24 protein-coding genes are annotated in these 22,042 nt (G+C 54.9%); 17 read left to right on the top strand and 7 right to left on the bottom strand.

From position 1 onward, the window contains the following. Positions 1-135: 135 nt before the first annotated feature. Entirely contained in the window at positions 136-765 is a 630-nt protein-coding gene (locus WC593_04930; GenBank protein MFA4824484.1) for a type 1 glutamine amidotransferase family protein, read from the bottom strand. Between the two features lie 210 nt (positions 766-975). On the opposite strand from WC593_04930, the gene WC593_04925 reads away from it, so the two are divergent. The 9 genes from WC593_04925 to WC593_04885 all read left to right on the top strand — a co-directional run bounded on the left by WC593_04925 (position 976) and on the right by WC593_04885 (position 7,768). Then, on the top strand, positions 976-1,845 hold the full coding sequence (locus tag WC593_04925) for a methyltransferase domain-containing protein (protein ID MFA4824483.1): 870 nt from the start codon (positions 976-978) through the stop codon (positions 1,843-1,845). Between the two features lie 48 nt (positions 1,846-1,893). Next, a complete protein-coding gene (locus WC593_04920; GenBank protein ID MFA4824482.1) occupies positions 1,894-2,718 on the top strand; it encodes an EFR1 family ferrodoxin in 825 nt (274 codons plus the stop codon). A 27-nt stretch (positions 2,719-2,745) separates the two neighbouring features. After that, entirely contained in the window at positions 2,746-3,471 is a 726-nt protein-coding gene (locus WC593_04915; GenBank protein ID MFA4824481.1) for a TetR/AcrR family transcriptional regulator, read from the top strand. Between the two features lie 386 nt (positions 3,472-3,857). After that, positions 3,858-4,898: a PDDEXK nuclease domain-containing protein gene (locus tag WC593_04910; protein MFA4824480.1), complete on the top strand. Its 1,041-nt coding sequence runs from the start codon at positions 3,858-3,860 to the stop codon at positions 4,896-4,898. 331 nt (positions 4,899-5,229) lie between these two features. Further along, positions 5,230-5,535 carry a hypothetical protein gene (locus WC593_04905; GenBank protein MFA4824479.1) on the top strand — a complete coding sequence of 102 codons (306 nt, stop codon included), beginning with the start codon at positions 5,230-5,232 and terminating at the stop codon, positions 5,533-5,535. Positions 5,536-5,723: 188 nt separating this feature from the next. Beyond that, on the top strand, positions 5,724-6,218 hold the full coding sequence (locus WC593_04900) for a hypothetical protein (GenBank protein MFA4824478.1): 495 nt from the start codon (positions 5,724-5,726) through the stop codon (positions 6,216-6,218). Beyond that, complete coding sequence (locus WC593_04895) at positions 6,215-6,484, top strand: hypothetical protein (GenBank protein ID MFA4824477.1); 270 nt, start codon at positions 6,215-6,217, stop codon at positions 6,482-6,484. The genes WC593_04900 and WC593_04895 overlap by 4 nt, the downstream gene beginning before the upstream one ends. Next, a complete protein-coding gene (locus WC593_04890) occupies positions 6,481-6,903 on the top strand; it encodes a hypothetical protein (protein ID MFA4824476.1) in 423 nt (140 codons plus the stop codon). The genes WC593_04895 and WC593_04890 overlap by 4 nt, the downstream gene beginning before the upstream one ends. Before the next feature lie 709 nt (positions 6,904-7,612). Then, entirely contained in the window at positions 7,613-7,768 is a 156-nt protein-coding gene (locus WC593_04885; protein ID MFA4824475.1) for a hypothetical protein, read from the top strand. Positions 7,769-7,840: 72 nt separating this feature from the next. Here WC593_04885 and WC593_04880 read toward each other — a convergent pair whose 3' ends face one another. Next, complete coding sequence (locus WC593_04880) at positions 7,841-8,101, bottom strand: hypothetical protein (protein MFA4824474.1); 261 nt, start codon at positions 8,099-8,101, stop codon at positions 7,841-7,843. A 147-nt stretch (positions 8,102-8,248) separates the two neighbouring features. On the opposite strand from WC593_04880, the gene WC593_04875 reads away from it, so the two are divergent. Further along, positions 8,249-10,210: an alkyl sulfatase dimerization domain-containing protein gene (locus WC593_04875; protein ID MFA4824473.1), complete on the top strand. Its 1,962-nt coding sequence runs from the start codon at positions 8,249-8,251 to the stop codon at positions 10,208-10,210. Positions 10,211-10,572: 362 nt separating this feature from the next. Here WC593_04875 and WC593_04870 read toward each other — a convergent pair whose 3' ends face one another. The 5 genes from WC593_04870 to WC593_04850 form a co-directional block, all read right to left on the bottom strand. Then, positions 10,573-11,316, bottom strand: a complete 744-nt coding sequence (locus WC593_04870) for a DUF3821 domain-containing protein (GenBank protein MFA4824472.1) — start codon at positions 11,314-11,316, stop codon at positions 10,573-10,575. A gap of 420 nt (positions 11,317-11,736) precedes the next feature. After that, positions 11,737-12,483: a 50S ribosomal protein L16 gene (locus tag WC593_04865; GenBank protein MFA4824471.1), complete on the bottom strand. Its 747-nt coding sequence runs from the start codon at positions 12,481-12,483 to the stop codon at positions 11,737-11,739. Positions 12,484-12,604: 121 nt separating this feature from the next. Then, positions 12,605-13,366: an ABC transporter ATP-binding protein gene (locus tag WC593_04860; protein MFA4824470.1), complete on the bottom strand. Its 762-nt coding sequence runs from the start codon at positions 13,364-13,366 to the stop codon at positions 12,605-12,607. Between the two features lies 1 nt (position 13,367). After that, the gene (locus tag WC593_04855) at positions 13,368-14,156 is read right to left on the bottom strand and encodes an ABC transporter permease (GenBank protein ID MFA4824469.1); all 789 of its coding nucleotides are present in this window, start codon (positions 14,154-14,156) and stop codon (positions 13,368-13,370) included. 101 nt (positions 14,157-14,257) lie between these two features. Beyond that, a complete protein-coding gene (locus tag WC593_04850) occupies positions 14,258-15,265 on the bottom strand; it encodes an ABC transporter substrate-binding protein (protein MFA4824468.1) in 1,008 nt (335 codons plus the stop codon). Between the two features lie 201 nt (positions 15,266-15,466). Here WC593_04850 and WC593_04845 point away from each other — a divergent pair, with 201 nt between their 5' ends. From WC593_04845 to WC593_04815, 7 genes are all read left to right on the top strand, one after another. Then, positions 15,467-16,000 (top strand): helix-turn-helix domain-containing protein, encoded by a 534-nt coding sequence (locus WC593_04845; GenBank protein ID MFA4824467.1) that lies wholly within the window; start codon positions 15,467-15,469, stop codon positions 15,998-16,000. A 46-nt stretch (positions 16,001-16,046) separates the two neighbouring features. Next, on the top strand, positions 16,047-17,528 hold the full coding sequence (argH, locus tag WC593_04840) for an argininosuccinate lyase (protein ID MFA4824466.1): 1,482 nt from the start codon (positions 16,047-16,049) through the stop codon (positions 17,526-17,528). A gap of 8 nt (positions 17,529-17,536) precedes the next feature. Further along, positions 17,537-18,763: a Glu-tRNA(Gln) amidotransferase subunit GatD gene (gene gatD / locus WC593_04835; protein MFA4824465.1), complete on the top strand. Its 1,227-nt coding sequence runs from the start codon at positions 17,537-17,539 to the stop codon at positions 18,761-18,763. Beyond that, positions 18,753-20,609: a Glu-tRNA(Gln) amidotransferase subunit GatE gene (gene gatE, locus WC593_04830; protein MFA4824464.1), complete on the top strand. Its 1,857-nt coding sequence runs from the start codon at positions 18,753-18,755 to the stop codon at positions 20,607-20,609. The genes gatD and gatE overlap by 11 nt, the downstream gene beginning before the upstream one ends. Positions 20,610-20,692: 83 nt before the next feature. Then, positions 20,693-21,028: a DUF5350 domain-containing protein gene (locus WC593_04825; protein ID MFA4824463.1), complete on the top strand. Its 336-nt coding sequence runs from the start codon at positions 20,693-20,695 to the stop codon at positions 21,026-21,028. A 134-nt stretch (positions 21,029-21,162) separates the two neighbouring features. Continuing rightward, a complete protein-coding gene (locus tag WC593_04820) occupies positions 21,163-21,519 on the top strand; it encodes a hypothetical protein (protein MFA4824462.1) in 357 nt (118 codons plus the stop codon). Then, positions 21,506-22,033: a nitroreductase family protein gene (locus WC593_04815; GenBank protein MFA4824461.1), complete on the top strand. Its 528-nt coding sequence runs from the start codon at positions 21,506-21,508 to the stop codon at positions 22,031-22,033. Before WC593_04820 ends, WC593_04815 begins: the two co-directional genes overlap by 14 nt. Positions 22,034-22,042: the final 9 nt, after the last annotated feature.

Genomic DNA, 22,042 nt, shown 5'->3' with positions numbered 1-22,042 from the left:
GGAAGGCCGCCCAACACGCTTGCACGTCGACCCGTCATTACCGGCGCTCCTCAGTAACCCCGGTTCCGGAGATCAACGACAGGTCATGTACTGGATCCGGTCCCGGGTCCGCCCCACACGCACGCTCAGGAATCCCTACCGTTGCGGCAGGGAGCCCATCAGGGCATAGAAATATTCAGGCTGCCGGGTGGTGAAAAGCCCATGCCAGGCTTCGAGCGTTGCAGGTGCTATGACATCCAGGCTCCGGAAGACATGGTACGCGAACTCTGCCGGTGCAAGTCCGCTTGCGGTGATGAGATTGCCGTCAGTCACTGCGGGTTCGTTCACATAATGATTCTCGCCCCGGTAGTTCGGGCAGAACATTTTCAGGGCAGCAGGATCGTTGCTGGTGTGCGGGCGTTTGTCCAGCAGGCCGGCGTTTGCAAGGCCCAGCGTCGCACCGCAGATAGCGGCAACAAGTATTCCTTCATCAGGCAACTGTCCTGCCACCTTGAGGGCGGGTTCCTGTGCTGGATCAAGCCAGGTATCTGCTCCCGGTAGCACGAGTACGTCGCCGGGGATGGGGTGGATATCTGTTATGAGGACTTCCGGCGTCAGATGCAGCCCGCCCATGGTGGTGACGGGATCCAGGTTACTGCCGCATAGTACAACGGAATACCGGAGTGACGGATCTTTCAGGTACCGTCCGGAGCGGAGCTCGGCCAGGACATGGCCCGGCTCCCAGTCAGCTAAGGTATCGAGGATATAGAGATAGAGTGTGCGCATGATTCACCGTTATAGATAATCGGGCGGGATTAAGATATTCCTACTCTTTTTGTTTTATTCTCCATACGCTTTTTCAGTGCCCCGGTTCCGGCAATTGACGGCGGCCCCACAACAATCCGGTTACCCGGATTGTCCATAACTCACACTAGTGGTTACAAAATAACCGATAGTTATAATTTAACCAAAAGTGATAACTGTAGTGTGAGTTCGATGGAGAGCAATATCATTCATGAGACCAGCAAAAAATTGCAGGACAACCGCACCACCTTCAGATGGCAGATGAATACCGATGGTCCTGAAACCTACGAACGGGTTATCGTCCCGACATGGATGGCTGACTGGACACCAAGCCTCATCGATGCCGGACGTGTCGGCCCAAAAAAACGAGTACTGGATGTTGCCTGCGGCACCGGGATCGTTGCGCGGAAGGCGGCAGGTCTTGTCGAACCGGGTGGCAGGATCGCCGGGCTTGACTTCAACGAAGGAATGCTCCGGGTTGCCGGCAGGTGTGCAGGATTAGAGGGTGCGACTGGCATCGAGTGGTATCACAGCGACGTATCCCGGATGCCGTTTTCCTCCGGGGAATTTGACACGGTCCTCTGCCAGCAGGGGCTCCAGTTTTTCCCGGACAAGGCAGCGGCACTGCGGGAGATGAAAAGAGTCCTTGCACCACAGGGAACGCTTGCCCTGAGTGTATGGGGCCGTCCCGAAATGTGTCCGCACGTGATGGTCATATGCGATGTTTTTTCGGAATATTTCGGCGAGGATTCGACAACGATTTTCAAGGTTGCCAGTTCACTTTCCAATCATAAGGTGCTGCACAACCTGGTCAGTGATGCCGGGTTTTCCAACATACGCATCCGGTCCAAAGTGAAAATCGCCCGTCACCCGTCACTTGCCGAGCTCCTTCCCGCATATTTCTCGGCATTACCGGTTGCTGCACAGATCGCAGCATTGCCTGAGGAGGAGCGGACCCGGATGTTCCGCAGCATTGAAACAAAGCTTGCAGGCTGGCGGGAAAACGAAGGTCTTGCAGCGCCTGTGGAGAATTGTCTGCTGACAGCGGAAAACGGGAATTAAAATCATGGATATTATCAGGACAACGTCAACCACTTCAGGGAGAATCAGATGAAAATACAAACAGTGAAACTCGTTTATTTTTCACCCACGGGAACAACGCAAGCGGCAGTCCGGGGAATAGCACGCGGAATACATCCCGGCACCGTGGAAGAACTGGATATCACGAGGCCGGACGCGAGAGAACAACCGTTACGAACATCAGAAAAAGAATTACTCATTGTTGGTGTGCCGGTGTATATGGCAAGAGTGCCGGCACTGGTGACCGAATGGCTGCATACGCTCGAGGCGCATCATACGCCCGCTGTCAGCGTTGTCGTGTATGGCAATCGCGCGTATGACGATGCCCTGCTCGAGCTGAATGATATCCTGACTGAATGTGGATGTAAACCGGTTGCCGGTGCAGCGTTCATCGGGGAACACTCCTTTTCCACTGCTGAAATACCAACTGCCGTGGGTCGTCCTGATACAGGTGACCTGAAAATTGCAGAATTGTTCGGGCAAAAAATACAAGAAAAACTCCGGTCGGTAACATCTGCCGACACGATTTCTGAAGTAAAAATCCCCGGCTGTCATCCTTACCGGGGAGAGCCGTGTCATCCTTACCGGAGAGATACCCCGTTCTGGAATGTTGATTTTATTGCAGTCGGCGATGCATGTACCCAGTGCGGGACTTGTGCAGAGGGATGCCCGGTCGGGGCGGTCGATCCGGGGAACAGCAGGCAGATCGACACGGAAAAATGCATCACGTGCTGTGCCTGCATCAAACACTGCCCCAAACACGTAAGAACGATAAAACCCGGCATGGTCAGGGACGCTTCGTTGCGTTTGTATACTTTATACAAAGAGCGAAAGGAGCCGGAATACTCTTTATAATGGGTAAATGTCAGAAGGTGTGGAAGAATGGGTATCACCGAACGAAAAAAACGGGAAAAGGAGCAGCGAAGAAAAGAGATCCTTGATACAGCCGAGCGCCTCTTCTTTTCCCGCGGATATGATGATGTCTCCATGGACGGGATCGCACATGAGGTCGAGCTGAACAAGGCCACTCTCTATCTCTATTTTAAAAATAAGGAGGCGCTCTTTGCGGCCATTGTGCTCCGTGGCGTCTCGATCCTGGAGGAAAAATACCGGGAATGCATGGAGACAGAGGTCCCGGGCATTGTCAAGGTAGCCCTGATGGGCCAGGCCTATTACCGCTTTTCCCAGGAGCACCCGGATTACCTGCGACTTATCCACTTTTACGGGTCTGAACGTTTTTCCCAAGAGAACCCATATACAGCGGATATCGGAAAAGGGTATGGCACGTGCCGGATGATCCTGCAGGATGCTGTCCGGGAGGGCATCGATGACGGTACGATCCGGGCCGATCTCGACCCGTTCCTGATCTCGATGTACCTGATGATCTCCTTTATGGGCATTTTGTCCATGGAAGACAAGTGGAAACGGGTGATCGAGGCGGAAGGGTTCAGCTACGAGCAGTACTCCAAGGAATTCTTCCGGTTCATTGCCCCTGCTGTCTCTTCCGGTGAGAAATCTCACGTAATGGATGTCGGGGATTTCGCAGCATCCGGGTTCTTTTCAGACGGGGCTGTGGTGCCGGGGAAGAAGAAGGGGAAGAAAGGGTAAATTTTTTGGATTTTGGAGGGGGGATTTTACGCTCAACGGGGCTTCGCCTCTCGCTGCGTGGGCTTGCCCCCGGGGATGCGCCCGGGCCGGAGATGCTGGTGGTTTGCGCTGCGGGAATCTTTTTGCAAAAATCGTGGGATCCTTCCGGAGAAATACTACGGGATATGAATGAATCCTCGATGAGAGTGATATAACTATTCTCTATTAATTTCACTTCTCCACAAAAATCCCCCTCCTTCGACCTGAACACCCTCACTTCCACCAACCCCGACGCTGACAGAGAATGAACCTTCAAGGACCTGCCATTTTCCCACACTTTCACCCCGCCAACCGGGTTCCTTATCCTCACAAGTACCGAAACATTGGATAAGGAACGCGATTCATTCATGAAACCCAGAACCGCAATCACGTCACCAGCTCCGGATACCCCTGACGGCTACCCGGAATTTATCGTCTCGTTAAAAAACCGGATCCGGTCAGCACAAGTTAAAGCTGCGTTATCCGTAAACCGCGAACTGGTCCTGCTCTACTGGCAGATAGGAGACGATATCCTGACCCGGCAGGAACGGGAAGGCTGGGGTGCAAAGGTCATCGATCGTTTATCCTCGGACCTGCTCCATGAATTTCCCGATATGAAGGGATTCTCGGTCAGGAACCTGAAATATATGCAGAAATTTGCCGGGGCATGGCGTGACTTAGCAATTGTGCAAGAGCTGCTTGCACAAATTACCTGGTATCATCATATTGCCCTTCTGGATAAAGTGAAGGGCCCTGCAGAGCGGGAATGGTACATCCGTGAAACTATCCGGCATGGCTGGAGCCGGAATGTACTCGTTCACCAGATTGAGAGCGGACTGGTGAACCGGACCGGGACTTCTGTCACCAACTTCCCCACTACTCTTCCGGTACCACAGTCAGAACTTGCCCTCGGGATTATCAAAGACCCCTATATTTTTGATTTTCTGGGCCGCAGCCGGGAAATTTCCGAGCGGGAACTTCACCAATCACTTCTCGAAAAGCTCAGGGATTTCTTAGTCGAACTCGGAATCGGATTCGCGTTCCTCGGCAGTGAATATCACCTTGAAATCGGAGACCAGGATTTTTATCTGGACTTGTTGTTCTACCATACCCGGCTGCATTGCTATATCATCATCGAGCTGAAGGTTGGCACATTTGTGCCGGAGTTTGCCGGCAAACTGAATTTCTACCTGTCAGCAGCAGATGATCTGCTCCGCGATCCTTCGATAGATAAGCCATGTATTGGGATTCTCTTGTGCCGGGAAAAGAACCGGGTGATTGCAGAATATTCTCTGCGGGACATGTCAAAGCCGATGGCCATCTCTACCTATCATGTCGGGCCTGCACTTCCCCCACAATTCAGGGAACAATTACCGGATACGACACGGTTGAAAGAGATTATACTCTAAGACTGCTCCCAATGCCGGGGATTTGCCCACGCTGGCCGTGGGGCAGAGCCCCTATTGAGCGTCAGACCCCAGGCACACAACCGCCCGGTTAGCTGATTGATGCGGCACCATCCCCCAAATCCCGCAAAAATCCCGGAAAATTCCCCGCAAAAACATCCACCGATCTACGCCGTGTGCCGCGCTCAGTCTCCCAAAATTCCCAGCCAAACTAACCGCACAAAACCAACCGCAATCCACGCCCGGATTCCCCAAAAACTCCGCGATAACTGCGAAAATTTACCCAGCAATAAAAAACCTTTTTAACCCCATTTCCAAAACAGGAGAATATAGCATGTCAAACAGATTCTGCACACAAACAGCGAGGAAAATCCGGAAGCTCGGAGCCGCCCCAAAGGTTGCGACCTTCTACTCCCGGTTCTTCTACCTCTCGATGCTGTCTGTGAGCGGAATCATCATCACCGGTCTGCGCCGCAGGAAAGGAGTGAAGATCATCGGTGAAGAAACACCCCGCCCGCTCCTGCACACGCTCGCCGGCCTCATCGCATTGCCCAGCAGGAATACCGGCGCCGGGTACATCATCGCGGGACCCGAAGCCGAAGACATCGTGCCCGCCTCTTCTCGTATACGTCGTAATTGACCGCCGGTTCCGGTCGTTAAGCTCCTGAAACACCCGTACGGTTAGCCTGCCGTATACAATCGTGACAGGAATTTACAGTCGCTGCAAAGAGCTGCGGCTCTGGCCGGAACCGGCGCTGTAGTGGCTGCACTGCACAGGTAGTGCATGAACAGGAGTTGATGAACAAAAAAGGAAAAAGGTGGTGGATTATGGGAATTTGTTTGGAAATTCAGCGGGAGGTACCCGGACCAGACGGGTCCGGTGCAGTGGAAGACACGGAGATCAGCGAACTGGAATGGGCAAAGAGGCACCAGACACCCCTTCCGCCTGAACTGAAGGATCGGCAGGATGCCGGAGGACGGGAGACAGTTTGTTCCAGGAAAAATGGGGCTGTGCCGGGACACCATGCATCCCACGGACCGGCCACGGATATGAAAAAGCCGGTAAAACCGGCAGAGAGGAAGACCGGGTTACGGGGACAAGCCATTGCACCTGTGAGAAACCCGAAAAGCCGGAGGAAGATCGTCTCCCGGGAACTTATGGAGAATGACTCTGATGTCCCGTATGCTGCGGCCGAGAAGGCAGGCAGGGACCTGATCTGTTCGCTAATCGAGCGGCAGGACCGGGCGATCGAAGGGGTGCTGCTGTTGATTACCGATATGCAGTACAGACTTGACGACCTTGAAGCGGGACGATCGGAATGAACGCATTCCGGATACCCGCAACAATCGCACTGCCGGCCCTGCTGATCCCGCAGGCCGGGGCAACGCCGGCCTGGTGGATACGTTATAGGGATACCCGTCATGTCCACGCACGTTCATCGCCCCGCCATTCCTATGGTGTGGCGGTAAGGACCGGGGCCGTGTACCGGGAACTCCGGCACAAAAACTGCGTCCCGGTACCGGCATGCAGGGTACCGGATAATCCCCGGGATTTTTCAGGGAGCAACAGACCCGGGTGTGTTGCATGACACGGGGACGCAGGCCGGTAAAAGGGATGGTGGATGCGATTCGGATAGCCCGAACGCGGGGCTCGATGATGAGATTCCTGCCGGATGGCGACAGCGTGAGTAACTTTGTAATCAACGGGGGCGGGCTTCTCGTGTTTGTCCGGATCCGGAATGCCCAGCGGCTGTACGGGACTCTCATGGAGATGGAAGCCGAGTGCCGGGAACCGGTCAGCCGGCTCCGGTCGCTTCCCGGTTCCGGCACGATCCTCCGGGAACTCTGGTGCTATTCCCGGCACGGGAACTGGCGGTACTTCAGGATCGGGGACACAGGCATAACCGAGATCGGCCCGCAGGGGTTGCCGGTGACTGTAGCAGCGAAAGAGCCGGCAAAACCGGGAGGGGGGTCTGATGCGGCCGGGGTAGTCCCGGTACGGGATTAACCGGTCACCCCCTCTTTTGAGGAGCAAAAGAGCATGGAAGATATGAGACCAGATCTCCCCTGTAAGGGTTTCGTTTGCCCGTTCCGGGAGGTTTTCTGACATGAATTCGTAGAAAAACGACACTATTGTTTTTAAAATTCCGTCAATTCTTCCTCCGTTCCGGCTGAATACTGGCAAACTGCGGCCTGAAATATCCGCTAATAGCATCAATTGGGATTCGGATCGTTTTCCGGGTCTGTAGGGATATGTGAGAAATGAAAGAATACGGGTTTTTAAGGGGGCCGGAAGATCTTCCCGGCAGCCGGGAATACCCCTGATGACATGAGACCAGATCTCCCCTCTACAGGCTCCGTTTGCCGGTTCCGGGATGTTTTCTGACATGAATTCCCGTAAAAACGACACTATTGTTTTTAGATTCCGCCAATTTTTCCTCAGTTCCGGCTAAATACGGGTAAAATGCAGCCTGAAATATCCGCTAATAGCATCAATTGAGGGGCGGATCGTTTTCCGGGTTTGCGGGGGTACGTGGGAAATGAAAGAATGCAGGTTTTGAGGGAGCCGACGGGGTTTTGCGTAGACCTACAAAGCTCCCCACCCTCAAATTCCCCGGCACATTTCCCGTCCCCGGTCCAAAAAAATACCAATTACATCGTTTAAATTCCTGAACAGGGAGAAAGCGTATATCCCGGCACCGGAAGAACATGAATACGTGGTAAATACCACCATCAACGAAGAACAACTGAAAAAGGAAGTGATAACCACGTCAAATAAAGCAAAGAAAGTAGTTGCCCCCGCAGCAAAGACCGCTCCCGTAGCAGGAAAGACCGTAGCCGGAGCCAAGAAAGGCAGCCCAAAGCGAGGATAATCCTATTTTTCATTTCTCACATTTTTATTCGTAGTCTTTTTTCACAAAGGCATTTTTCACCCGCCCTCACTTTCACCCCACGAGCCCCGGCATTATCCCGACCGCCCCCAACATCTCCCGGCAACGATGATCTCCCGGGAACCCCGCCGGTACTCCAACACTCCCGAAGAGCGAGAGCGCCTCGCCCGGAGAGCCTGCCCCAACTGCGGCCGCAAGCGACCGGACTTCAATTACTGGAACATGGATGCCGTCTGATGCCGGCCCTCCTGCTCGTCCCGGGGGATCTTTAAAGACCAGGGCGTCTGCCACTGAGAGAAAGTTGCAGGCCGGCATTACGAATTTTCTTAAATGCTCTTGATGCCGTTCCCATGCGTTACGTTCCCGGTCTGAGCGGTTTTGGACCTTTTTAAAAACAGGCACGGCCCCCCTGCATCATTTCGATATCGTTATACCAAAGGACAGGTTGACAACCTAGTACCCATGAGATCCCCGGTTTTCACTCTCCTGCTGGTCGTTTTATGCTGCCTTTGCATCATTGCCGGTGCATCTGCTGCAAAGGACCTTCGGAACAATGCCACAGCGTTCACGGTTACCGCCAACCTGAACGCGAACAATACTCCCGCGTGGAACAACAACGAGGACTTCGATTTTGCGAGCCGGGGACTCATCGCGACCTACGACCCCCTGATCATCCCGGCCGACATCCCCAACATCACCGCATGGAACGCAGAGGCGTTCCGGCGTTTCGAGAACGGGTCCCGTTCGGATACCATCAACCCGCTCCTCTACCGGCAGGCGCAGCTGAACAACATCCACGGCCTCTTCATGGTCAGCCCGGGGATCTACCAGATCAGGGGCTTCGATATGTCGTCAATGACGCTGGTCAAAGGCGACACCGGCTGGATCATCATCGACCCCCTGTCATCGGTCGAGCCGGCCCGGGCAGCAATGGCACTCGTCAACAAAAGCCTTGGCTCCTATCCGGTAAAAGCCGTCATCTACTCCCACCCCCATGCCGATCATTACCAGGGAGTCAAGGGAGTTACGACGAGCGATGCGGTCAAATCCGGTAAGGTAATGATCATCGCTCCCGAGCACTTCATGGAGTATGCCATCAGCGAGAACGTGTATGCGGGTAACGCGATGCAGCGGAGGGCGGTTTACCAGTTGGGCCTCTTCCTCCCGCGGGATGAGAAGGGACTGGTCGACAACGGAATCGGCAAAACCATCTCGACCGGTACTGCCTCCTTAATCCCGCCCACCATGGACATTACCCATACCGGGCAGGAAGTCACCATTGACGGCGTCCGCATGGAGTTCCAGTTGGCTGAGGATACCGAGGCCCCGGTTGAGATGAATATCTGGTTCCCGCAGTACAATGCCCTGTTCGTTGCGGAGAACTGCGCGGGAACGCTCCATAACATCCTGACGCCGAGGGGGGCACAGGTGCGGGACCCGCTCGCGTGGTCGGCGAGCCTGGACGAGACCCGCCGGTTGTACGGGAACAAGGCAGAGATCATGTTCTCCGCCCATAACTGGCCCCGGTTCGGAAATGACCGGGTCATTGAGATCCTCGAAAACGAGCGGGACATGTACAAGTACATCAACGACCAGACGCTGAACCTTGCCAACAAGGGCTATACCATGGACGAGATCGCAGACATGGTCGAGCTTCCCCCGTCGCTGGAGCAGCACTGGTACACCCATGGCTTCTACGGCCAGGTCTCCATGGGCGTGAAGGCCACGTACCAGCGGTATCTTGGTTTTTACGACGGGAATCCGGTCAACCTGAAAAGGCTTACACCCGTGGAATACGCAAAGAGCATGACCGAATACATGGGTGGAGAAGATGCCGTCATGCAGCGTCTCTCTCAGGACTATGATGCCGGAAACTACGAACTCGTTGCCTCGATCGCGAATTATCTCGTGTATGCCAATCCCGCGAACACCGGGGCAAGGAAGATCGAAGCAGATGCTCTCGAACAGCTCGGATACCAGGAAGAATCGGGCTCTGCAAGGAACGCGTACCTGACTGCAGCATCGGAACTCCGGGGAACCCTGCCGGCCAGGGGTCGCAGCATGATATCTTCAGATATCATGTCCGCACTGACGACCAGCCAGCTCCTCGACTACCTGTCAGTGAGGGTTAATGCAACGAAAGCAGACGGCGAAAATTACCGCATCAGTCTCAGGATTACCGATACCGGGGACACAGCGCTCGTCCAGGTGAAAAACAGCGTGATCGTATATTGGGTGAATGAGTCTTTACCGGCAGCGGACATATCCGTTGAGATGCCGAGAAAAACACTCGAAACGCTGGCTCTCAACCCCTCTGCCACTCCATCAGGAGTGGTCGTGACATCCGGAGATCCTGTAGTGTTCAGCAAATTTGTCGGAATGCTCGATACGTTCGATCCCGACTTTCATATAGCAATCCCGTAGTCTGAAAATAACCATGCGGTCCAGTGATGCTGGTACCCCCGCTTTTTTTTATTGTTTTGATGCAGGCATGATGTCCTGCCGGAAGAAAATGGAACCTGCCCGGAAAGGGATTATCAGATTCATGCAGTACCGGTAATGTGCCTGTACTGAACAAAAACCCGTACTGGTTGAACAAAGAAAAAACGGTTAAAAAAGATTTATTTCCTGCCGCCCTTTGCGTGGACTCCCCCCTTGGCTGGCTCAGCTGCTGCTACCACTTCGATAAAACCCGGTGCTGCAACAACCTTCTCACCCACAACCCAGGATGTCGCAATGCCCTGGCTTTTCAGCCGGTTATTAAAAAAAAGGGATTTGAAAAAATGTTATCCGTGGTTGAACTGGTTAAACACCATGTCAGAAGTCATGGATTCCACGTCATCGATTAATTCTTTTGCTTTTGTTGCCTTGCTGATCACCCTTATGGTGTCGCTGCCGCGGAAGTTAACGTCCTGACCGTTGTTGTCTAATGTCCCGGATACGGTGAATTTCACATTATTTCCGGGGTTCACATTCACGAGGTTATCGCGACTGAATACTGCTGCGAATGTAGGGGAGGATGCCTTGGTTCTCAAGAGCCTGAGTGCCGGGGCACCTTCGCAGACAACGGATTTTGCGTCCACATCAGTAACACGGTATGCATCCGGCAAGGTGATGAATGCCACAAACTTCCCCTTGCTCGCGAGATTAAGAGTATTTGGCACAACCCGTACCTTAGCAGAGAGGACAACAGGAGCCGGAGCCCTGACGGTAAATGCCGGCGTGCCTAAAGCCTGCCCGGTGGATTCGGATATAACGTACCACTCACCCTCGTATCCGGTAAAATCTACCGGACTGACAAAGAAGTTCTGGTAATTTGCACCCAGATAAATGGTTTTAGTCGGCATGGTGAGACTGACTAGTGCTGCTGATGGCCACCAGCCGATAGTGGCAGACGGAGGGATCCCATCGATCGGAGTGCCCTGTGCACTGTTCAGGGCATGGGTTACGTCCAACCCAGACTGCCCGATAAATATCGTCTCACCCTGTTCGATAACGGTTCCTGCAGCGCATACCGGACTAGTTACCATACACAAAGACAGGAGAAAAATTCCTGCCAGAACCCAATTCCGAGGACTTGATTTCAGCATTGATATCTCTCAATTTTTTCTTTGAATATTAACACATTCATTAGTAAAACCCTAATAAATTATCGAAATGCAATTCTGTAAAACGACCCGGCATTTTTATTCTGAAAATAAGCAGGTGTAATATTTTCACGACGCGGGCACTGTCGGACTTGAGAGAGATTAGCACACCCTGTCAGATTCCGGCACCGGGACCCCTGCTCTCCAAAAAAATTCGTTTTCAGAACATTTTTTTTAAACAGGTTATACTTCTTTACAATCCTGACCGGATTGATCTGCGAATACGAGCCATTACATCCAATAAACACACCCTGCGGTGCAAAAAAGAACAAATCCGAAAAAAAAGACAGGAAAAATAAAAAGTTATTTCTTGCCGCCCTTTGCGTGGGCGCCGCCTTTCTTATCATCGGCCTTGGCGGGTGCTGCGTCCTTACCGCCCTTTGCCGGTGCTGCTTCCTTGCCACCCTTTGCTGCCGGTGCTGCTGCCTTGGCGGCATCCTTGCCACCCTTGGCGGGCTCAGCTGCTGCTGCCTCTTCGACAACAACCGGTGCTGCAACAACCTTCTCACCCACAAGCTTGGGGGCTGCGATGATCCTGCCGCTGACCTTGATCTCGCTCACCTTGAGGTGAACAGGAGTCGGAAGCTTGTAACCCGCGTGGCGGAGTGCATCCTTGATCTTTTCGAGGTATTGGGGAGTAGAATATACCGTCAGGAGCTTCTGGCCGGAACTTACCCGGGCTGCAGTCCCGACTGCTTTGCCAAAGGCAAGACGCATGCCTTCAGACACACGGTCCGCACCGGCACCGGTAGCCTGCTTGTTCTCGCGCAGGACATGGTGGGGGAAAACCCGTACCTTGAAGTGGAAGTTCGACCGGCCGACATCCTTCATCAGGCGCCGGTTGGTCGTGATACGGGCTGCCTCAAGAGCGCTGTGCCGGATCTGGCATGACTCTTCGACAATGAGGTCAACTTCGGTCGGGAATTCCTGCGAGAGGTTTCCCATCTCGAACTGAACAATCTTGCTTCCCGGAACACCGCCCATATATTCGCGCCGTGTATAGGCCTTCTTGGAAATGTTCCTGTACATCTTTGCCGGTTTTCTAACCATCGCGTCCTACTCCTGAATTATAATGCAAAAAGCGGGCATAATCATCCATAAATGATCAGATGACCATGCCATTACGCTTCACAAACTGCTTTTATAAAATGGAGATATGGCGTAATAAACCTTACTGGATTGAACATTTCTGGTTTATAAGATCCAGCACATGCCGCCGGACCTGGGCGAATTCCACACTGGTGCGGTCCCGGGGACGGGGCAGATCGATCGTGACAAAATGGCATATCATGCCGGGCCGGGGGGTGAGCACAATAATCCGGTCTGAAAGGAAGACCGCTTCATCTACGCTGTGGGTGATAAAAATGATCGTCTTCTTCGTCTTTTCCCAGATCTCGAGCAGCTCGAACTGGAGCATGTTGCGGGTCTGCGCGTCGAGTGCGCCAAACGGCTCATCCATCAGCAGCAGCACCGGGTCCAGCGCAAGCGCCCGCGCAACAGCAACCCGCTGGCGCATACCCCCGGATAATTCCGAGGGAAAACTGTCCCTGAACTGCGAGAGGTTGACCAGTTCGAGGTACTGCATGGCAATACGGTAACGCTCTTCTTTGGGTATTCCCTTCATCTCAAGGCCAAAGGCGATATTGTCTATGACCGTCCGCCACGGGAAGAGGGAATATTCCTGGAAGACCATCCCGACCTTGGGGTTCTGGCCTTTCATCTCCTCGCCATCAAGAAAGATTGAGCCGGCCTGTGCCTCATCGAGCCCGGCGATCAGGCGGAGCAGCGTGGTCTTGCCGCAGCCGGATGACCCGAGGATACAGACGAACTCCTTGTCCTGAACCTCAAAATTGAGGTGGTCCAGGACAATGAGGCGGGAACCGTCATCGCGGGGGAAAGACTGGTTTAAATCACGGATCTCAAGCTTGCCCATATTATGCCACCACCCCGGTCTGCCACTTCAGGAAGTGCCGGTCAATGAAATACCGGAACACCATGTCAAACGCAAGACCGATGAGCCCGAGGATGATCATGTACACAACCACCCCGTCCATCTGGTGGAGGTTGTAGGAGAACCAGAGCCGTGAACCGAGCCCGTAATTCGATACCCCGAAGAGCTCGGCTGCGACAAGGCACATCCAGCCTACACCGGAGGCGATACGGATCCCGGCCACTACGGAAGGTAATGCCGCGGGAAAGGCGATGTATCGTATGAGATCCCTGCTCTTTGTGCACCCGAGCATCTTTGCCGCTTCAACAAAGATCCGGGGGACACTGCGAAACCCGTGGTAGGTATTGAGGATGATGGGAAACACCGCCCCCATGAAGATGACGAACCCGGCCGACCATGACGTCAGCCCGAACCAGATAATGGCAAAGGGAATCCATGCCAGCGGGGGGATGGGGCGCAGGAGTTCGATGAGCGGATCAAAAAAGGCATCGAGCCGGCGGTTCCAGCCCATCATGATCCCAAGAGGGATGCCAATGAGGAGTGCCGCGCCAAGACCGATGGCAAAGTGAATGAGACTGGTCTCAAGATCCAGTAAGAGAGTGCCATCATCGAGAAAACCGATGAATGCAGCCAGGACATCCGTGGGGGTGGGGAGGATAAACGGGTAGCGGATAATCACTGCCGCCACAATTTCCCAGATAATGAGCGCGAGCACGATGGCAAGTGCACCGAGCCACCAGTTCTTTTCCTTCTTCTGAATCTGTGTGCCCACGGGACTTCACCTTCTGCCCGCAGCGGACCGTTCTGGTGTCACCTGCGGATATTTTTGTATAATAAAGAACTTCAAGGAAAAAAAGGGTTGGGAATGCCCGATCAGTTCTTCTTGTAGAAAGTCAGGTCGAAGAGCTGGTCCTTGGTCAGGAGTGTCTTGATATACCCGAGATCGTACTGGATCTTCGCGTAGTCAAGAACCGGAGCAACGATCGGGTTCGGATCCGTTGCCCAGTTGCCATCCCATTCCTTTAAGGAAGCCTTGACATCCTCGACTTTTGCACCGGTCTTCTTAGCATAGATTGCCGCTGCCTCATCTGAGTTCTGGAGGTTGAAGGCAACCGCTTTCTCATTGGTCTTGAGGATCTGGGAGACGATCTCCGGGTGCTCGCGGATCAGCTTGCCGCTGACAACGAGAACACAGCAGGTGTGGCCCGGGTACATCTCGCCGGAGTGGACCACGATTTTGCCCTTGCCCTGCGCCTCAATCACTGCGGGGGACGGGTGCGGGAGGAAGACTGCATCGACCTTGCCGGCAGTAATTGCCGTAACCGCATCCCCGGGACCCATGCCGGTGATCTTGACATCCGTTGCCCCGGTTCCAACAGAGATATTGTTCCTGGCAAGCCAGTTGCGAAGGACGGTGTCCTGGATAGTGCCGGCCTGGAAGGTTGCAATAGTAAGACCCTTGAGACTTTGCGGACCGGTGTAGTTGAGGTCAGACCGGATAACCAGATCCGAGCCCTGCGTGTTGACACCGCCAACGATCTTGGCATCGAGCCCGGTGCTGATGGCACTCAGGACCGGGGCTGCTCCTACATAGGCAACATCAAGGTCACCGGCAAGCATGGCCTGCATCTCGGGAGCGCCGGTGGGAAATACCTTATCGGAAACGTTCTGGACGCCGAGAGGTCCAAGATCCTGCTGCCACCAGCCCTTATCCATGGCGGTGGTGTGGGCCATCTGGTGGGTGCTGGGCTGGTACCCTATACGGAGTTCCTTGATCGGGGCTGTCGTGGGAGTAGTACCTGCAGGCTGCGTGCAGCCGGCAGTGATCAGTAGAAGGGCAATGGCAATGAGTGCAATTGCAGTTATTCTCATCGTTTTCATAGATGAGAGTTGTTCTGTCAGTAATTTAAAAGTGCTCTATAAGGACATGATATCTTCCTTTTTGTATTAATTTAATCATGTAATTTTTACTTTAGTATCATAAAATTGCCATAACTGTCCAGAATCGGAAAATTAAAAATGTTCAATTTTGGTACAATACAGAAAAAATTAATCAATAATTAACCTTATTGTACCTGTTATATGGCACAGGTGGACCCAATCGACCGGCTCATGCGCGCAGCACTGGTCTCGGATGAGGAGTTCGTGGCCACGCTCAATGATCTCCTCAAACACGATCTGCGTATCAGCGTGCGGGAACTTTCGGAAAAGAGCGGGATCGCACAAAGTTCTCTCTACAAGATCATGCATGGAAAACGATCGCCCAACCTCTCCACCCTGCGGGCGATCATTCATGCCCTGCGCCAGTTATACCATGTGGGCGACGAGGCGTTCATCGGGCTGATTGCCGCGCGTTCCGTCCTTGAAAGTGTTGAGGAGCGGGTGACCGATATCGACGGGCACCGTATGCGGGTGCGTGAGTATCCCGTGCATACGATGGAAGATGCGATTGTTGCAGCCGTCCGGGCTGAACGCGAGGGTGCGATCGCGGTCGTCTGCGCACCCATTGTATCGAGTGTCATTGAACAGATCATCCGTGTGCCCGTAGCAACGATCATTCCCAAGGAATCTGTTCAGGCAGCGATCGAACTTGCGGCAAAAAAGGCGTGGATTTAATCAGTCCGCCGCCAAAAACAACAGTACTATTTGTGGGTGAACTTAAATGCGAACCGATGTTGTGAGGCTGGGGCGCCTTTCAGGTGAGAGGACCGGAGAGATGATGCGCTTTCTCTCCTCGATGCATGCCGACCGGTGCATTGCTGACGCTGATGTACTCGTGGATATTGCTCATGTGCTGATGCTGGACAAGCAGAAGATCATCGAGCGCGAGATTACGAAGCAGCTTATACCGGCACTGCTGGAACTGTTCGATAACGGCATTCCCGAAGAGGTATTCGATGACCGGTTCGAGGATGTGCATGCCGGGATCGAAGCGATGCTGATCGAATCTGTCGGGGTCGATGTCGGGGGACGGATGCACATGGGACGGTCGCGCAACGATGAGGTTGCCACCTGCATCCGGATCAAACTGCGCGACGATCTTCTCAAGCAGATGGCAGCACTCATAAAAGTGCGCGAGGTGCTCGTTGCGCTTGCCGAGAAACACAGGGATACGGTCATGCCCGGGTTCACCCACCTCCAGCATGCCCAGCCCACCACCCTTGCCCACCACCTCCTCGCTTACGAGCAGATGTACTCGCGGGATTTCGACCGGCTCAGGGACGCGTACGTGCGGGTGAACTTATCCCCGCTCGGTGCAGCAGCCTTTGCTTCTACCGGTTACCCCATCAGCCGCGAACTCACCGCACGCCTGCTCGGGTTTGACGGGCTGGTGACCAATACCATGGACGCGGTGGCAGGACGCGATTTCGCTCTCGAAGTGCTTGCCGATCTCTCGATCCTGATGGCCGGCACGAGCCGGCTCTGCGAGGAACTGATCATCTGGAGCACCTCGTTTGTGAAGTTTGTCTCGCTCGATGATGCTTTCTGTTCAACCTCCTCCATCATGCCCCAGAAGAAGAACCCGGATATGGCCGAGATCATGCGGGCAAAGAGCGGCTCGGTCTTTGGCGCCTATTCAGCGGCGATGATGACCGTCAAGGGACTCCCCATGAGTTACAACCGCGACCTCCAGGAACTCACGCCCAATATATGGCGGGGCATGCACGATACCAGGGCCAGCCTGCGCCTGCTCATCGACATGCTCGCGAGCGCACATTTTGATACGGAGCGGATGAAGGAAGAGGCGGGCAAGGGATTTTCCACGGCAACCGAACTTGCCGATACACTGGTCAGGAACTACGGCCTGCCGTTCCGCACTGCCCACAATATTGTCGGCCGGGCCGTGCAGAAAGGCAGCCTGTCGCTTGCAACCCTTGATGAAGCAGCGCTGGAGCTCAATGCCGGTATCTCCCTGAGCGCAAAAGGGCTCACCCCGGCAAAGATCGATGAGGCGCTCGATGTTGTGCATTCGGTTGCGCTCCGGAAAGCGCCCGGGGGCCCGGCACCGTTTGCAACAAAGATTGCACTCGGTGAACGGCACAAGCAGCTCGATAAGGATTCCGCACTGGTTGACGAACGGCTGGCAAAACTGGCAACAGCAAAGGATGAACTCATCACCGGTGCACGGAGGCTGGTAGCATAACCACCGCGATGAAATCCGGCGACCTGGTGTCATGCGAATACGGGGGCAAGACCCACAAGGGAATTTTTATCACCAGCCGGGATGGCATGTCCGTGGTCAAACTCAGTTCCGGATACAATATCGGGGTGCCGCCGGCATCCTGCACCTGTGTTGAGCGGTCCGTCCCGACACCCCCGCGATCACGCGTGGTGAATAAAACCGGGGGGCTGCCGGATCTCTCGATCATCTCCACCGGCGGGACTATTGCGAGCCGGATCGATTACCGCACCGGCTCGGTCTCCAGCCAGTTCGATGCGAGCGATATCCTGACCGCGATCCCGGAGCTAGCGCAGATCGCCAATTACCGCACCCTCCCGCTCGCGGCCATCCTCTCCGAGAACATGACGCCGGCGATCTGGCAGGAACTTGCCCGGGCAATCCATGCGGAGATAAAAAACGGCGCAGCCGGTATCATCGTCACGCACGGCACCGACACGATGGCCTACAGTGCAGCCGCGATCAGTTTCATGCTCGACACGCCCGTCCCGATTATTTTTGTCGGCTCGCAGCGATCGGCCGACCGGCCATCAAGCGACAACGCGATGAACGCGATCTGTGCCGCTGCCGCAGCAACCAGCGGTCTGGGCGAAGTTGCCGTCGTCATGCACGCAACCACGAACGACGACACCTGCGCAATTCACCGGGGCACGAGAGTGCGCAAGATGCACACCTCACGCCGCGATGCATTCCAGAGCGTGGGGCTGCCGGCCATCGGGTCGGTTGCGTACCCGTCCCGCACGGTCACCCTGGCACCGGATGCAGTCCGGCGCGGAAGTCATACCCTTGCCCTTCACGATACCCTCGAACCCCACTGCGCCCTGTTGCAGTTCTACCCGGGCATGTCTCCGGATTTGTTCAGGGCATATGAAGGCTACAAGGGCCTCGTGCTCTCGGGCACCGGGCTCGGGCATGTGAGCACGCTGCTCATTCCGGCCATCAAACAACTTGTTGACGCAGGCACACTCGTTGTAATGACCTCGCAGTGCATGCACGGGCGGGTCTGCGACCGGGTATACGATACCGGGCGCGATCTCCTCAACGCAGGAGTCATAGAAGGGGGCGACATGCTTCCTGAAGTGGCACTCGTGAAGATGATGTGGGTGCTGGGCAACGGGAAAGACCCGGCAAAAGCGGCTGCGATGATGCAGACCGATCTCAAAGGCGAATTGAACCGGAGGTCAGCTCATGGATTATAAGGCGCTGGGACTGGTAGCGGGCATCGAGATCCACCAGCAGCTGGATACGAAGGAAAAACTGTTCTGCCACTGCCCGACGAGCCTCCGTGAAGTGAGCGGGCACAGCGGGGAATTTTTCCGGTACCTCCGGGCCACCGAGAGCGAGATGGGTGAGATCGACCGGGCAGCGAAAGAGGAGATGAAGCGCGACCGGAAGTTCCAGTATTATACCTATGATACCACCTGCCTTGTCGAGAACGATGAGGAACCCCCGGCACCGCTCAACGATGAAGCGCTCGCGGTCTGCCTGACGATCGGGAAAATGTTCGGTATGACCCCGATCCCGCAGATCCACACGATGCGCAAACTGGTCATCGACGGCTCGAACACGAGCGGGTTCCAGCGCACGGCGCTCGTGGCGGTCAAAGGAGCACTCCCGAACGGCGGGGAGATCGAGACCATCTGTCTTGAAGAGGAGGCGGCACAGCGGGTAAAAGACGATTGCTTCTCGCTCGACCGGCTCGGTATTCCGCTCATCGAGATCACCACGTCACCCTGCATGCACACTCCCGAGGAAGTGCAGAAGATGGCCGAGTATATCGGTATGGTGCTGCGCTCAACGGGAAAAGTCAAGCGAGGGATCGGCACGATCCGGCAGGATGTGAATATCTCGATTGCAAGCGGTGCACGCGTTGAGATCAAGGGCGTGCAGGAACTCGATCTCATAGCAGAAGTCGTGAAGCGCGAGGTACAGCGACAACAGGCACTCCTTGCCATCCGCGATGAACTGAAGAAGCGGAATGCATCGGTTGCCCATGCAGCGGCGCAGGACGTGACCGGCCTGTTCAAAGAGACGAAATCGGCGGTTCTCAAAAAGGCAAAGCGAATCTCTGCGATCACGCTCAAAGGATTTGCCGGGCTCGTGGGACGCGAGATCCAGCCGGGCCGCCGCCTCGGCAGCGAGATGTCGGATTACGCAAAAAAATGCGGGGTAGGCGGTATTTTTCATACCGATGAGCTGCCCGCGTACGGCGTGACTGAAGAGGAAGTTGCCATCCTGCGCAGCCACATGCATGCAGAAGCGCAGGACTGCGTTATCATCGTATCGGGAGCAAACGAGAAGCAGGCGGCGTGTGCCCTCAGCCAGGTGATCATAAGGGCAGGCATGGCACTCTCCGATACTCCCGTACCGGAAGAGACGCGGAAGATGCTGGAGGAAGGCAGCACCGCGTACATGCGCCCGCTGCCCGGCGCGGCAAGGATGTATCCTGAGACAGATGTCCTGCCGGTTATTATCGGCAAGGAGCGCTGGAACGCAGTCATCATACCCGAACTGCTCACGCACAAGGCTGAACGGTACGCAAAGGACTATGCCATCGACCTGAATTATGCACTCCAGCTGGCAGCATCAGATAAACTGCCACTGTTTGAAAGAGCGGTCAACGAAAAGATCAAACCCAAACTTGCCGCATTCACCATCCTCTCCACCGCGACCGAACTCCGGCGCGAAGGCGTCGGGATACGTGCGGTACCGGATGAGAGTTACCTCGCGATCTGGCATGCCGTGGAAAACGGGCGTGCGGCAAAGGAAGCGATTCCGGACCTCCTCCGCAGTATCGCTGCGGGTAGTACCGTTGATGCAGCGCTTGCGCAGCTCGCTCCCGCCATCTCGCGCGCAGACCTCGAAACCATCGTAAGAAAGATCATCGCCACCCGCTCGGACTTTGTACAAGAGAAGGGAAAAGCCGCGCTTGGCCCTCTCATGGGCCTCGTGATGGAAGAAGTGCGGGGCTCGGTGGACGGCAGGCTGGTCAGCGAGATCTTAAGAAAAGAGATCGATGCGGCAACCACCGGCAGGAACGGATAATATACTCTTTTTATTCGCACCGACCGGTATTCAGGCGCGAACATTTATGAGTGGTGGGACAGAATTAGATAAGGAGTTTAATTATGGGCAAGACAGGAACAACAGCATGGGCACAGGTTAAGGGAGTAAAAGGTAAGATCAGGCTCGTCCCGAAGAAGGAAGGACTGGCAAAGACTCCCGGCCCGAACCAGCGATTCAAGGCAGGCGCAAACGTCAAGCAGATCGATGCTGCTGCAGAAGCACTGCAGGGGCGCGGAGGCAAGCGTGGCGGCAGCAGGGGTGGAAGGCGCGGTGGCAGCAGGGGCGACAGGTCCGGCGGCTCCGGTATGAACGAGTCCACGGCAAACCCGATGATCCGCAGACGCATGGCCAGACCCAAGGTGTCCGCGCTCGGTGCAAAGGCAAAGTCTGCACGGTAACTGAGTTAAAATAACACTATACGCCCGTGCCGGGTGGGATTAAGTTCCACCCATTCTGGTTTTTTTGATCGGTTTTTTTAGAGATTTATTCCGTCAAGGATAACTATCTTTTATCCACAACAACTATGGTGAGTATGGATCTCAAAACTGCAGTCAGAAGTTTCCAGTTTGGTGAAAAGGCAAAATCCGAACTGATCGTAGTGTCTCAGCTCTGTCTCGCGATTTCCGGCTTTCCGGAACAGGAACGGGCGGGCGGACGCAGGATGCTCCTCATGGTGATGGAATCAGTACGGACCGAACTCCAGTTTGCCTTCAAGAGCACCGGGCAGAGCGAATTCTCAAAAGCGATCAATGCCCTGAATGAAGCGATCTCGCTTACGGAAAGCAACCAGCCCGAGCAGGCATCACTGAGGATCGCTGCAGCGATCAGCGCATCCACAACACCCGCACAGGAAGCATGGCAGGTACTATCGGAACATGGACTCCTCTGAATTTTTGGGATTCTTGACCAGTCGTTCTTCGGTGCGCGAGTACGATGACGAGCCCCTGTCCCAGGACGAGATCGATTATATCGTGACGTGTGCAGGTACCGCGCCGAGTGCCGGGAACCTTGAGTCATGGGATGTCGTTGTTGTCACAGATGAAGACACCCGTGCAGCACTTGCAGAGGCTGCACTCGATCAGGCACATATTGAAAAGGCACCGGCAGTCTTTGTCGTCTGTGCCAATTATGTACGTTCGATGTCGCGCTACGGGGATCGCGGAATCCTGTACGGCCTTGAAGATGCAACGATTGCCTGTACCTATATGATGCTTGCAGCCCATGCACGCCACCTCCAGTCCTGCTGGACCGGCGCTTTCGACGATGAGGCCGTGCGCGAAGTACTCTCCCTTCCCCCGCACATCCGTCCGGTTTCCCTGCTTGCGGTGGGTAAAGGCCACCCGCCGGCACAGCTTACCGGGCGCATGGCAGAAGGAGAGCACGTGCACCTGAATACGTGGTAATGGAGAAAA

Source organism: Methanoregula sp., from assembly GCA_041645435.1.
GTDB lineage: Archaea > Halobacteriota > Methanomicrobia > Methanomicrobiales > Methanospirillaceae > Methanoregula.
The sequence above is the reverse complement of the archived record's forward strand: the minus strand, read 5'-3'. Positions and strand labels throughout refer to the sequence as shown.

Coding starts and splice junctions, on each gene's coding strand:
- WC593_04930 (MFA4824484.1), bottom strand. CDS start 765: ATGCGCACACTCTATCTCTATATCCTCGATACCTTAGCTGACTGGGAG.
- WC593_04925 (MFA4824483.1), top strand. CDS start 976: ATGGAGAGCAATATCATTCATGAGACCAGCAAAAAATTGCAGGACAAC.
- WC593_04920 (MFA4824482.1), top strand. CDS start 1,894: ATGAAAATACAAACAGTGAAACTCGTTTATTTTTCACCCACGGGAACA.
- WC593_04915 (MFA4824481.1), top strand. CDS start 2,746: ATGGGTATCACCGAACGAAAAAAACGGGAAAAGGAGCAGCGAAGAAAA.
- WC593_04910 (MFA4824480.1), top strand. CDS start 3,858: ATGAAACCCAGAACCGCAATCACGTCACCAGCTCCGGATACCCCTGAC.
- WC593_04905 (MFA4824479.1), top strand. CDS start 5,230: ATGTCAAACAGATTCTGCACACAAACAGCGAGGAAAATCCGGAAGCTC.
- WC593_04900 (MFA4824478.1), top strand. CDS start 5,724: ATGGGAATTTGTTTGGAAATTCAGCGGGAGGTACCCGGACCAGACGGG.
- WC593_04895 (MFA4824477.1), top strand. CDS start 6,215: ATGAACGCATTCCGGATACCCGCAACAATCGCACTGCCGGCCCTGCTG.
- WC593_04890 (MFA4824476.1), top strand. CDS start 6,481: ATGACACGGGGACGCAGGCCGGTAAAAGGGATGGTGGATGCGATTCGG.
- WC593_04880 (MFA4824474.1), bottom strand. CDS start 8,101: ATGCCGGCCTGCAACTTTCTCTCAGTGGCAGACGCCCTGGTCTTTAAA.
- WC593_04875 (MFA4824473.1), top strand. CDS start 8,249: ATGAGATCCCCGGTTTTCACTCTCCTGCTGGTCGTTTTATGCTGCCTT.
- WC593_04870 (MFA4824472.1), bottom strand. CDS start 11,316: ATGGTAACTAGTCCGGTATGCGCTGCAGGAACCGTTATCGAACAGGGT.
- WC593_04865 (MFA4824471.1), bottom strand. CDS start 12,483: ATGGTTAGAAAACCGGCAAAGATGTACAGGAACATTTCCAAGAAGGCC.
- WC593_04860 (MFA4824470.1), bottom strand. CDS start 13,366: ATGGGCAAGCTTGAGATCCGTGATTTAAACCAGTCTTTCCCCCGCGAT.
- WC593_04850 (MFA4824468.1), bottom strand. CDS start 15,265: ATGAAAACGATGAGAATAACTGCAATTGCACTCATTGCCATTGCCCTT.
- WC593_04845 (MFA4824467.1), top strand. CDS start 15,467: ATGGCACAGGTGGACCCAATCGACCGGCTCATGCGCGCAGCACTGGTC.
- argH (MFA4824466.1), top strand. CDS start 16,047: ATGCGAACCGATGTTGTGAGGCTGGGGCGCCTTTCAGGTGAGAGGACC.
- gatD (MFA4824465.1), top strand. CDS start 17,537: ATGAAATCCGGCGACCTGGTGTCATGCGAATACGGGGGCAAGACCCAC.
- gatE (MFA4824464.1), top strand. CDS start 18,753: ATGGATTATAAGGCGCTGGGACTGGTAGCGGGCATCGAGATCCACCAG.
- WC593_04825 (MFA4824463.1), top strand. CDS start 20,693: ATGGGCAAGACAGGAACAACAGCATGGGCACAGGTTAAGGGAGTAAAA.
- WC593_04820 (MFA4824462.1), top strand. CDS start 21,163: ATGGATCTCAAAACTGCAGTCAGAAGTTTCCAGTTTGGTGAAAAGGCA.
- WC593_04815 (MFA4824461.1), top strand. CDS start 21,506: ATGGACTCCTCTGAATTTTTGGGATTCTTGACCAGTCGTTCTTCGGTG.